16 protein-coding genes are annotated in these 11,991 nt (G+C 33.1%); 3 read left to right on the top strand and 13 right to left on the bottom strand.

The genetic code is table 11. From position 1 onward, the window contains the following. The 3 genes from MK119_RS22335 to MK119_RS22325 form a co-directional block, all read right to left on the bottom strand. Positions 1-755 (bottom strand): citrate/2-methylcitrate synthase (locus MK119_RS22335; RefSeq protein ID WP_290683596.1); only part of this gene is annotated, 755 nt, incomplete at its 3' end. Positions 756-1,440: 685 nt separating this feature from the next. Beyond that, positions 1,441-1,962 (bottom strand): DUF350 domain-containing protein, encoded by a 522-nt coding sequence (locus MK119_RS22330; RefSeq protein WP_290683594.1) that lies wholly within the window; start codon positions 1,960-1,962, stop codon positions 1,441-1,443. A gap of 12 nt (positions 1,963-1,974) precedes the next feature. After that, on the bottom strand, positions 1,975-3,015 hold the full coding sequence (locus MK119_RS22325) for a hypothetical protein (RefSeq protein WP_290683592.1): 1,041 nt from the start codon (positions 3,013-3,015) through the stop codon (positions 1,975-1,977). A gap of 187 nt (positions 3,016-3,202) precedes the next feature. Here MK119_RS22325 and MK119_RS22320 point away from each other — a divergent pair, with 187 nt between their 5' ends. From MK119_RS22320 to MK119_RS22310, 3 genes are all read left to right on the top strand, one after another. After that, positions 3,203-3,469, top strand: a complete 267-nt coding sequence (locus tag MK119_RS22320; RefSeq protein ID WP_290683590.1) for a hypothetical protein — start codon at positions 3,203-3,205, stop codon at positions 3,467-3,469. A 226-nt stretch (positions 3,470-3,695) separates the two neighbouring features. Next, complete coding sequence (locus MK119_RS22315) at positions 3,696-4,208, top strand: hypothetical protein (protein WP_290683588.1); 513 nt, start codon at positions 3,696-3,698, stop codon at positions 4,206-4,208. Between the two features lie 148 nt (positions 4,209-4,356). Further along, complete coding sequence (locus tag MK119_RS22310) at positions 4,357-4,677, top strand: hypothetical protein (protein WP_290683586.1); 321 nt, start codon at positions 4,357-4,359, stop codon at positions 4,675-4,677. Positions 4,678-4,733: 56 nt separating this feature from the next. Here the strand turns inward: MK119_RS22310 and eno are convergent, their stop codons facing one another. The 10 genes from eno to ykgO all read right to left on the bottom strand — a co-directional run bounded on the left by eno (position 4,734) and on the right by ykgO (position 11,988). Continuing rightward, positions 4,734-6,023, bottom strand: coding sequence for a phosphopyruvate hydratase (gene eno / locus MK119_RS22305; RefSeq protein WP_290683584.1), 1,290 nt, complete (start codon positions 6,021-6,023; stop codon positions 4,734-4,736). A 155-nt stretch (positions 6,024-6,178) separates the two neighbouring features. Continuing rightward, positions 6,179-6,781, bottom strand: a complete 603-nt coding sequence (locus MK119_RS22300) for a hypothetical protein (protein ID WP_290683582.1) — start codon at positions 6,779-6,781, stop codon at positions 6,179-6,181. An 18-nt stretch (positions 6,782-6,799) separates the two neighbouring features. Further along, the gene (gene carA, locus MK119_RS22295) at positions 6,800-7,912 is read right to left on the bottom strand and encodes a glutamine-hydrolyzing carbamoyl-phosphate synthase small subunit (protein WP_290683581.1); all 1,113 of its coding nucleotides are present in this window, start codon (positions 7,910-7,912) and stop codon (positions 6,800-6,802) included. A 14-nt stretch (positions 7,913-7,926) separates the two neighbouring features. Next, positions 7,927-8,742 carry an FkbM family methyltransferase gene (locus MK119_RS22290; RefSeq protein WP_290683579.1) on the bottom strand — a complete coding sequence of 272 codons (816 nt, stop codon included), beginning with the start codon at positions 8,740-8,742 and terminating at the stop codon, positions 7,927-7,929. 107 nt (positions 8,743-8,849) lie between these two features. Beyond that, entirely contained in the window at positions 8,850-9,326 is a 477-nt protein-coding gene (rplQ, locus tag MK119_RS22285; RefSeq protein WP_290683577.1) for a 50S ribosomal protein L17, read from the bottom strand. A 60-nt stretch (positions 9,327-9,386) separates the two neighbouring features. Continuing rightward, positions 9,387-10,379, bottom strand: coding sequence for a DNA-directed RNA polymerase subunit alpha (locus MK119_RS22280; RefSeq protein ID WP_007094962.1), 993 nt, complete (start codon positions 10,377-10,379; stop codon positions 9,387-9,389). 25 nt (positions 10,380-10,404) lie between these two features. After that, on the bottom strand, positions 10,405-11,010 hold the full coding sequence (rpsD, locus tag MK119_RS22275; RefSeq protein WP_290683574.1) for a 30S ribosomal protein S4: 606 nt from the start codon (positions 11,008-11,010) through the stop codon (positions 10,405-10,407). 83 nt (positions 11,011-11,093) lie between these two features. Then, complete coding sequence (gene rpsK / locus MK119_RS22270; RefSeq protein WP_007094964.1) at positions 11,094-11,483, bottom strand: 30S ribosomal protein S11; 390 nt, start codon at positions 11,481-11,483, stop codon at positions 11,094-11,096. 11 nt (positions 11,484-11,494) lie between these two features. Further along, positions 11,495-11,869 carry a 30S ribosomal protein S13 gene (rpsM, locus tag MK119_RS22265; protein ID WP_290683571.1) on the bottom strand — a complete coding sequence of 125 codons (375 nt, stop codon included), beginning with the start codon at positions 11,867-11,869 and terminating at the stop codon, positions 11,495-11,497. A gap of 2 nt (positions 11,870-11,871) precedes the next feature. After that, positions 11,872-11,988: a type B 50S ribosomal protein L36 gene (ykgO, locus tag MK119_RS22260; RefSeq protein WP_074978891.1), complete on the bottom strand. Its 117-nt coding sequence runs from the start codon at positions 11,986-11,988 to the stop codon at positions 11,872-11,874. Positions 11,989-11,991: the final 3 nt, after the last annotated feature.

Below are 11,991 nucleotides of genomic sequence, written 5' to 3'. Positions count from 1 at the left end.
GCAAATAATCCTGCGTGTGATGAACCTACAATACGTACTGTAGATGTAGAACAGTTTTGCTCATGATCTGCATGTAAGATTAATAACTTATCTAAAGCGTTTACAACAATAGGATTTAATGTGTATTCTTCATTCGGTTGTTTGAACATCATTTTTAATTCGTTTTCTACGTATCCAAGTGATGAGTCTCCATAGTCTAATGGCAAACCTTGCTTTTTTCGCATAGTCCAAGCTACTAATACTGGGAATTTCCCTAATATTTTCACAATAGCTTTGTACATATCTTCTTCTGAATCTACATTTACAGAAGAAGGATTAAAAGCTGTTAAAGCATTTGTAAGCGATGCTAATACGCCCATTGGATGAGCACTTTTTGGAAAAGCATCTAAAATTTTCTTTACGTCATCATCAACAACAGACTGTGCTTTGATATCTTTGTGAAATTTTGCCAGTTCTTCAGAGTTTGGTAATTCCCCAAAGATCAACAAATATGCAACTTCTAAAAAGTCTGCTTTTTCAGCTAAGTCTTCAATTGAATATCCTCTGTAGCGAAGTACACCTTTTTCTCCATTCAAAAACGTAATTCCACTTTGGCAAGAACCTGTGTTTTTGTATCCTGGATCGATAGTTATAACTCCTCCTGTAGAGCCTCTCAATTTTTTAATATCAATAGCGATTTCGTTTTCTGTTCCTTCAATTATTGGAAACTCATGTTTTTCGCCATTAATTTCTAACGTAGCTATGTTATCTGACATATTTTCTATAAGAATTTTTTTGTTTTTATCTGGTGTGCTAAATTACGAAATATGTCGCGATTTACGAAAATACTTTACAAATGATTTAACAATTAAGATATCAGTAAAATTTATGATAAAATAAAAGCGATTATTATCATTTTAATAATAGCATAAGTACTCATAAAAATATGTAATTTTTATAACATTTACTGGTTTTCTAGCAATTGTTCTATGATTTGATAGGCGCTAAAATTTCATGAGTTTGCAGGGTTTGCCAGAATGATGAAAATTTTAAAATAAAAATGGACTAGTTGCAGAATACCGATATATAAAAGTTATTATAAAATCCTTAAAAATTGAGATATAGACACAAAAAATGTAGAGCCTAATTTGAAATCAAACTAGAAAATCTCTGCAATTTAATGCATGTCTCAAATTGAATTAGCGTATTAATTATCTATGCTTTAATTCACTAAATTCTCAGTTCTTTACTGTGAAAAGTACGTTAATTTTTTTGGCTAAATCGCGTTAAATAAATATTGATTTTAATGCATTTACAAAGCTCAAACAAAAAATAAAAATGCATACCAACCGTATAAATATCCTGTAGTTTTTTAAATACCAATATAAAAACGATTAAAATACTGAATACCTACTCATCAAATCTAATAACGACCGATTTTTTATAAATCCCCTGTTAGTTTTAAGCTGTGAATTCAGTAGCAACTGGCTGTGGTAAGAAAAGTTCAATCAAGAATACTAAACTATCTCTTGCTATGATTGTGATTGAAATAAGAATTGTAGCTAGTAATATGGCAACTGCTAAATTATTTTTTTGCAACTCAGCTACTTCATCTACATGTTTTGTCAATGATTTAGTCAACATAAATGAGCTAAAATGAATAACTCCTGCTAATAAAAACCCAACAAATAATGATATTGAAGAGTATTTTAAGACTTCAACATATAAACTACCTTCTGTATTATTTTTCAGTAATTCTATGGAATTAATTATGGATGGAATGATTCCACTTAATAAGTATCCTGTACTAAAGATTATTCCTGAAAAAAATACACTTAACGCTAAATTGGAACCGTTTAGATTTTCTTCTTTTAGTTTAAAAATTCTGATCAGTATTTTATACGAAATAAAAAATATGATAATCGCTAATAGAATGGATAGTATTAGTTGACTTAATGCTAAAAAGAAAACGTCTGTGTTCATAGGCTTAGGTTTTTAATTCACTAGTACAAAATCCCAATAATTTATATTTGACACCTTTTGCGGCAAATATCCAATTGGGCAACCTTTTGCAGTAGTTTCTACGAAATAATATTTTTTTCTGTTGTATGTTTTATATTTTCCACGTGATGGCAAATTGATTGCTAATACAGAATGTCTATATTCATTACTGTTCAGGATGGCAACTTTATAGTTGAATTTCTTTAAAAGCACAAAAAGCAATACGGTACGCGAGTCACAATCGCCTTGTAAGTTGGCACTAAATTCTGCAGGTGCAAAAATTCCGAGGCGTACATTTCCAACACATGGAAACTCTTCTGTTCCGTCACAAGAAGTTGATTTTATATAATTGTACTGAATATCTTGAATACTCGTAATAATCAATTCTGCAAATTTTCTACGACTCAGCTTTTTCTCTTTTTGTAGTTTACTAAATGAAGTATATAAATGTTCTAACAATGGCTGATCGTGCTCTGCCATGTGCTTGTAAAAACTTCCCCAAGAAAAGTTGCGTGTGTATCGAAAACTGCGACGGTTTCGTTTTGATTTTGCAACACTGGTTTCAGCAATCTTAAAATCCATTCGATGCCAGTTCCTATCAAAATCTCTCCAATATTGTTTGTTTACAATATATCGTGTTTCTTTTCCGTCTTCTGTTGTCGTAACAATTTCTGTTTTGTCTTCATCCTCATCTTTATCTTTTACTACAATTCTATTCCCTGAATTTTTTTCGAGAATTACCATGACAACAGAAAAAATAACAATGACAATAAGGGTACGAAAGAAGTCTGAAAAAACACCTTTTATCACTTGCTTATTTGAAATTGATTTTCGCTTCACCTTTTTCCAAAGGTATCGCAGTACAAAGAAACCACTTGCTGTGACCACTAGTAACGACATGCCTTCTATTTTTACATTGTACGTTAAATATATCAGTACAACGATTAAAAATAAAGTCGCCAAAACTGCCATTAATCCCGAAAAGAGCCTTTGAAAGCCCACAAGACAGCCATTTGGTTTTTTCTGATTGGTCATATGCTAAAGATATTATTTTTTTTGATTTTTCATCTTCTGTAGATTCGTTTATTTTTTGATTTCCATAAGAAAAATTTCAATAGTTAGATATCTACATTCGTCATTTTCAACTCTCTATTTACGGCAAAACCGTAATTATATCATCTCATTTTTTTTTAACTTTTTGTAAATCAATACCTTTAAAATTATGAAGAAAAAGAATTTGAAGAGTTTAGAACTCCGCAAACAATCGGTAAGCAATTTAAATAAAACCTTTGGAGGCAATAATTCCATTGATATTGGAACCATTATTGAAACCATTACCGATTTTACAGAAAAGTATACAAGAGTATTTTCGTATTGTCCCCATGTAAGTTGTGGCTGTCCAGACCCAACCATACCACCACTAACTGAAGGTATATTGACCTGTAGAGCTACTGCTTGTGAGGAGTTAACATGTAAGACGTGTGCATAATTAAAATATCTGTACATAAATTTAAAGCTCATAGTTACTATGAGCTTTTTATATGTTAAATAGAAGAAAATCTGCATTTCACATACAGTATTCGCCAAAGAAATAATACATCAAAATACTTCTATGTATCTTCATAACTCCAAAAAATTCATCAAAAAAGTTATGACAATAGCTAAAAAAAACTCAACAGTATTCTTAGCTGTAGAGAAAGAAAATCAATATTGTAATGAATGAACCAGAGATAATTACTGCTATTATTGGAGCAGCTGTTGCGCTATTAGTATGCTTATTAGGTTTCGTATTAAATATTTTTTCTATGAAAGCTCTGTGTAAGCATCAAAAAGAAATTGAGAAAATAAAATTCCATTTTGAAAAAGAAAAAATAGAGTTTCTGGAAAGTCTCTTTAAAAAATCTCAAGCATCAATTGCTGAAAAAAGAAGTTTGAATGTGTTTCAAGCATTAAAAGATAGCGGATATTCACTTATGAATACTGTTTCTGGAACTGATAAGCAATATTTTGAGAGTCTTAAAAATTGGGAATTGAGCTTAACAGCAACTATTTGGATTTATCAGGAAACCTATATGGATGTGGAAGATGATATAAGGACTGATGTTCATAAAATAAAAAATATACTTCATACAGCTTGGATGGCTTCTAAAAATGAACTATTTAAGTTTTATAAAAAAAAGAAAACAAAAAAAGAATCAATCTCAATGAAATTAAAGAAGTTATTCTAAAAATTACAACGATTCAAAATCAACTTTTAAACTAAGCTATTGAAAAAGGATACTTTATATATTATATGTAGAAGACAATGATATTAATCGGAGTTTATTTCAATCAGCTATTAATCGTTATGGTGATCAACATGTGGTACATAGTGTTGTGAATGCTCATGAAGCACTACAACATCTCAGTGTGATTACATATGATATTATTTTCATTGATTTGCATTTAAGAGGAAGTGACGCTCCCATTGAGCCTATTTTTACTAAATGGCTAAATAGTTCAGAAAGCGGCGAAAGCGTTATTCGATATTGTTTTGATAAAGGCATTGAAAAAACTTCCAAGGTTATTGTTTGTACTGCTTCTAACTTACAGGCTGATGATTTGGTTTCTAAATATGGATTTTCACTTCTAAAATTAGTAAAACCATTTACAACTGAAAGATTAATAAAAATTATAAACGATAGTCTTGCCTCATAAAAAAAGCAAGTTTCTTTTCAAAAACTCGCTTTTTTAATAATTATATTTTTCAAATATTACTTTACTTTGAAAGCTTTGTCTTGTGGATAGTACGCTACTTCTCCTAATTCTTCTTCGATACGTAATAATTGATTGTATTTTGCCATTCTGTCTGAACGAGAAGCAGAACCAGTTTTGATTTGACCTGTATTTAATGCGACAGCTAAATCAGCAATCGTGTTATCTTCTGTTTCTCCAGATCTGTGCGACATTACCGAAGTATAACCAGCATTGTGCGCCATGTTTACAGCAGCAATTGTTTCTGTCAAGGTTCCGATTTGGTTAACTTTGATTAAGATAGAATTTGCTGTATTGTTTTCAATTCCTCTTGATAAACGCTCTACATTTGTTACAAATAAATCATCTCCTACCAATTGTACTTTGTCTCCGATTTTTTCAGTTAGATATTTCCAACCTTCCCAATCGTTCTCGTCCATTCCATCTTCAATAGAAATGATTGGATATTTTTCAGCTAATTCTGCTAAGTAATCTGCTTGTTCTTGCGACGTACGGATGCTTCCAGAATCACCTTCGAATTTTTTGTAATCGTATTTTCCGTCTACGTAAAATTCTGCAGCAGCACAATCTAACGCAATCATAACTTCATCACCTAGTTTGTAACCTGCATTTGCAACAGCTTTTGAAATGGTATCTAAAGCATCTTCCGTTCCGTCTAAAGTTGGTGCAAAACCTCCTTCATCACCAACAGCTGTACTTAAACCTCTATCGTGTAATACTTTTTTAAGATTGTGGAAAATTTCCGTTCCGATTTGCATGGCATGTGTAAAGTTTTTAGCTTTTACTGGCATTACCATGAATTCTTGAAATGCGATTGGCGCATCTGAATGTGAGCCTCCGTTGATGATATTCATCATTGGTACTGGTAATGTGTTTGCAGAAACTCCACCAACATATCTGTATAATGGCATTCCTAATTCATTCGCTGCAGCTTTAGCTACGGCTAAGGAGACACCTAAGATAGCATTTGCTCCTAAGTTTCCTTTGTTTGGCGTACCATCTAAATCGATCATCAATTTGTCGATTTGATTTTGCTCAAATACTGAAACTCCCATTAATGCTTCAGCGATAGTAGTATTTACATTATGAACAGCTTTACTCACGCCTTTTCCCATATAAGCGTCTCCACCATCTCTTAATTCTACCGCTTCATGTTCTCCTGTGGAAGCTCCTGATGGTACAGCAGCTCTTCCTAGTATTCCTGTTTCTGTAATTACGTCTACTTCTACAGTTGGATTTCCTCTAGAATCTAATATTTGTCTTGCGTGAATGTTGATTATTATGCTCATTTTTCTTTATTTCTTTTGTTGTCTTTACTGGCTAATTTACAAAACTCTTCTAAGTCTTATAGGCTTTGCCGTTGCTTTTACGGATATATTAGCAATGTGTGATTTTTACCTATTTTTATAAAATGCGAAAACGTTTTCTACAAGAAATACCGCAACTATTGTTTACTGAATAGCACAATATTTTTTGCCGATTTGAATGCATACGACAATGATTTGTTCATAAACGACTTTTCAGCATTGTAATTTACCAAAGCTGCAGCGTTTGGCACATTCAATTTCCACGAACCTGATTTTGTCAGTTTCCCTGGAATGATCATTGCGACTTGTCCGTACGTTTGCGATACGTCTACTGCTATTGTTGCTTTTCCGTTGTTAGCTGCTTGCTGTGCTTTGTTTAATGCTTCTTGATCGTTAGCGTCTCCTAATCTAGTCCAATCATTCGATCTTTTTACAATAGGTTGAATACTATCATAAATTATAAAACCACCATCTTTTGCTCTAAAGTCGCCAATATTATAGAATTCTGTGATCATTTTTGTAATGCTGTTTCTGCAATCATTTCTGTTTTCAGATTCGGCTTTACATTGTTTAAAATAGGCAATAGTTGTAGACAAAAATTGATCTTGACTTGTTGAAAGTTTTACTTCTTCAACTTTGGTAGTAGTTTCGTTTGAAGTTTTTCCTTTTTCTGATTTCGGATCGTTTTTACAAGAAACAACCAATACTAGTGCGCATATAAACGTTATGATTCTTTGCATTTTATAATTGGTTTGTATTTAAACTGTTTTTACTTTTTGAATGTTTTCAATGAATTGATCAAATAGATATTCACCATCGTGTGGTCCTGGACTTGCTTCTGGGTGATATTGTACAGAGAAGCAGTTTTTGTCTTTGATACGAATTCCTGCTACCGTATTATCATTTAAATGTACATGTGTGATTTCTACATTTTCATTTGCCTCTGTTTCTTCTCTATTGATAGCAAATCCGTGATTTTGAGATGTGATTTCACCTTTACCAGTAATCATATTTTTTACTGGATGGTTGATTCCACGGTGTCCGTTGTGCATCTTGTATGTTGAAATTCCATTTGCCAATGCAATTACTTGATGTCCTAAACAGATTCCAAATAATGGCAAGTCACGTTTGATTACTTCTTGTGCTACTTTGATAGCTCCTTCTAGTGGTTCTGGATCTCCAGGTCCGTTTGATAAGAAGTATCCATCTGGATTCCACGCGCTCATTTCTTCAAAAGTTGCATCGTATGGAAATACTTTGATACATGCATCACGTTTTGCTAAGTTTCGTAAGATGTTTTTCTTTACTCCAATATCTAGAGCCGCGATTTTATGCGTTGCATTTTCGTCTCCGTAAATGTATGGTTCTTTCGTTGATACCTTTGAAGCTAATTCTAATCCAGCCATGCTTGGCACTTCTGCTAGTTTTGCTTTTAGTCCGTCAACATTATCTACATCTGTAGAAATTACGGCATTCATAGCTCCATTGTCTCTGATATAGCTCACCAAAGCTCTTGTATCAACATCAGAGATTGCAAATAGATTGTTTTTATCCAAAAACTCTTTCAAAGAACTTTCGGCTGCATCTCTTGAGAATTCGTAACTAAAGTTTTTACATATTAATCCTGCAATTTTCACACTATCAGACTCCATTTCATCTTCTGCGGTTCCGTAGTTTCCAATGTGAACATTTGCTGTTACCATCAATTGTCCATAATATGAGGGATCTGTAAAGATTTCTTGATAACCTGTCATTCCTGTATTGAAACACACTTCTCCGAAAGCAGTTCCTGGCTGTCCAATTGCTTTTCCGTAAAAGATCGTTCCATCTTCTAAAAGTAATAGTGCTTTTTGTCGATTTTGGTATTTCATATCGCTATGCTAATTTAGTTGTGTTGTATTGTAATTATAGTATTGTTGTGAACTTTTCCTGTAATATTATAGCCTAAAGAAAGGATATTTTCTTTAAACCAATCGTTCGTTAAAATGTCGTTGTGTGATAATATTTCTAATATCAAAATTGGTTTGCATCGTTTGATTGTATTGATAGCACCCTTGAGCGCAGGAACTTCAAAACCTTCTAAATCGAGTTGAATAATTGAGATGTTTCTGTTTTCAGGAATCATGCTATCTAGCGTTTCGATCAAAATCGGTACAAATTTACCATTTTCTGAGTCAATTATTCTACTTGCGCCACCTAATTGTCTTCCATCTTCTGTAGCAACTTGTAACTTTTGTTCTGATTTCTCAGCACCTAAGCCTACTTGAAAGAGTTCTACATTTTTTAGATTGTTGATAAGTATTGTAATTTGTGCACATCTATAAAATTCTGAGCTAGGTTCAAAGGTCCAAACTTTGGCATTTTTTGAAATATTTTTGGCTATTCCTGGTAAGAAATCTCCAAAAAATGCGCCTGCTTGTATCACATCGCCATTTTCACAATGATCAATAATATATTGAATTGTATTTGGTTCATATACTTCTCCTTTAAGAATTGCTTGTACTACAGATTCTTTTTGTACTGTGTACGGTGTACAATAGCCTCCATATTTATTATAAGCGATTGTGCAATCTAATGTAAATTCATCCTTAACTAAAGAAGCTAGATGAACAGGTTTACTAACATATCCTTTCTTAAGAACTTTTCGTTTAATAAACTTCTTTATATTTTTAGGAACTAATGATTTTACAAGTTTGATCATTGTTTGGTGATTCGTTGTACTAGGCTAGCATAAATTGACCTTCATTTATATAAAAAAAGGATAAACTCATAAAGTTTATCCTTTTGTATGTAATGAATTGATTTTCATTATTCTTCTTCGTTAGAAGCTTGAGTTTCAACTGGAGCAGGAGTCGCAGCTTTTTTACCACCTCTTCCTCTTCTACTACGTCTAGTTGATTTCGCTTTCTTCTCAGTGTTGTACGTTTCGTTGTAGTCCACTAATTCGATTAATGCCATTTGTGCATTATCTCCTAAACGATTTCCTAACTTAATAATTCTTGTGTATCCACCTGGTCTGTCAGCAACTTTTACAGCTACATCTCTAAATAACTCAGTTACTGCATACTTGTTTCTAAGTTTGCTGAATACTAAACGACGATTGTGCGTTGTGTCTTCTTTAGACTTAGTTACTAATGGCTCAACAAATTGTTTTAAAGCTTTTGCTTTAGCAACAGTAGTGTTGATACGTTTGTGCTCGATTAAAGAACAAGCCATATTAGCTAACATTGCTTTTCTGTGAGCAGTTTTTCTACCTAAGTGGTTTACTTTTTTTCCGTGTCTCATGACATTTGTTTTTGACCTTTATCTTGCTTCAACTCGTTTGAGGAGCAAATTACAAAGGAATTAATCTTTATCTAATTTGTATTTTGATAAGTCCATCCCGAAACTTAAACCTTTCACGTTTACTAGTTCTTCTAGCTCTGTTAAAGATTTTTTACCAAAGTTTCTGAATTTCATTAAATCATTTTTGTTGTAAGATACTAAGTCTCCTAATGTATCTACTTCTGCAGCTTTTAAACAGTTTAATGCTCTTACAGAAAGGTCCATGTCTACTAATTTTGTTTTTAGTAACTGACGCATGTGTAATGATTCCTCATCATACGTTTCTGTTTGTGCAATTTCATCCGCTTCTAGAGTGATACGCTCATCAGAGAATAGCATGAAGTGGTGAATTAATGTTTTTGCAGCTTCAGTTAAGGCTTCTTTAGGGTGAATAGATCCATCAGTGATGATTTCAAAAACCAATTTTTCGTAGTCAGTTTTTTGCTCAACACGATAATTTTCTATGCTATACTTAACATTCTTTACAGGTGTATAAATAGAATCTGTAAAGATTGTTCCTAATGGAGCATTTGATTTTTTGTTTTCTTCAGCAGGAACATACCCTCTGCCTTTTTCGATAGTAATTTCCATGTTGATATTCACGCTAGCATCCATGTTACAGATAACTAAATCTGGATTTAATACTTGGAAACCAGAGATAAATTTTTGGAAATCACCAGCAGTAAGTTGTTCTTTTCCTGAAACAGAAATAGATACTGATTCGTTGTCGATATCATCTATTTGTCTTTTAAAGCGTACTTGCTTTAAGTTCAAAATAATTTCTGTTACATCTTCTACAACACCAGAAATCGTTGAAAATTCGTGATCTACTTTGTCTATTCGTACAGAAGTAATCGCAAAACCTTCCAATGATGATAGAAGTACTCTTCTTAATGCGTTCCCGATAGTTAGCCCATAACCAGGTTCTAAAGGACGAAATTCAAATTTGCCATCGAACTCAGATGAGTCAATCATGATAACTTTGTCGGGCTTTTGGAAGTTTAATAATGCCATATTAAGAATACTTTCTGATTTATAATTATTTAGAATATAATTCTACGATTAATTGCTCTTTGATGTTTTCAGGAATTTGAAGTCTTTCCGGAATAGATACATACGTACCTTCCTTCTTTTCTCCATTCCATGTAATCCACTCGTATACGTGGCTAGCGTTTGCTAGAGATATTTCAATTACTTCAAGAGACTTTGATTTTTCTCTTACACCAACTACATCACCTGCTTTTAATGTGTAAGAAGGAATATTTACTAATTCTCCATTTACAGTGATGTGGCGGTGAGAGACTAATTGTCTTGCACCACTTCTTGTAGGAGAGATTCCCATTCTGTAAACAACGTTATCCAAACGAGATTCACATAATTGTAATAATACTTCACCAGTAATTCCTTTGCTTCTGTTAGCTCTATCAAATAGATTTCTAAATTGACGCTCAAGGATACCATAAGTATACTTTGCTTTTTGTTTTTCTTGCAACTGGATAGCGTATTCAGATTTTTTTCCTCTACGTCTGTTGTTTCCGTGTTGCCCTGGAGGATAATTTCTTTTTTCAAAAGATTTATCGTCTCCGAAAATTGCTTCTCCGAATTTACGTGCAATTTTAGTCTTTGGACCAGTATATCTTGCCATTTCTAATAGTTATTATGAGAGTGATTATGAATTAAGGCTTGTCCTTCGATAATCGTTAATCTCTCAAAGTGAAAATAAATTAATTATACTCTTCTTCTTTTAGGAGGTCTACATCCATTGTGTGGTAATGGAGTAACATCGATAATCTCTGTTACTTCAATTCCAGCATTATGGATAGTTCTGATAGCAGATTCTCTACCATTTCCTGGACCTTTTACGTAAACTTTTACTTTACGCAAACCAGCTTCATGAGCTACTCTAGAAGCATCTTCTGCTGCAGTTTGTGCAGCGTAAGGTGTGTTCTTTTTAGAACCTCTAAAGCCCATTTTACCAGCAGATGACCAAGAAATCACATCTCCTTTTTTGTTTGTAAGCGAAATAATGATGTTGTTAAAAGAAGCTGTTACGTGTGCCTCTCCTACAGACTCAACTATTACTTTACGTTTTTTTGTACTCTTGCTAGACTTTGCCATACTACAAAATATTATTTAGTTGCTTTTTTCTTGTTAGCAACAGTTTTTCTTCTACCTTTTCTTGTTCTAGAGTTGTTCTTTGTTCTTTGCCCTCTTAATGGAAGTCCAGATCTGTGACGAATTCCTCTGTAACAACCGATATCCATTAAACGTTTGATGTTTAACTGAACTTCAGTACGTAATTCACCTTCAATTGTGTAAGTTCCTACAGCTTCACGGATTTTACCGATTTCTTCATCAGTCCAATCAGAAACTTTAGTGTCTTCACTTACGTTTGCAGTTGCTAAGATTTGTTTAGCTCTGCTTCTACCTACTCCAAAGATGTATGTTAATGAGATAACACCTCTTTTGTGTTTTGGAATGTCTACTCCTGCGATTCTTGCCATAACTATCCTTGTCTTTGTTTAAATCTAGGATTCTTTTTATTGATTACGTATAATCTTCCCTTACGACGTACAATTTTGCACTCAGGGCTTCTCTTTTTTAATGATGCTCTTACTTTCATGAT

The organism is Kordia sp., assembly GCF_022447245.1.
Classification (GTDB): Bacteria; Bacteroidota; Bacteroidia; order Flavobacteriales; family Flavobacteriaceae; genus Kordia.
The sequence above is the reverse complement of the archived record's forward strand: the minus strand, read 5'-3'. Positions and strand labels throughout refer to the sequence as shown.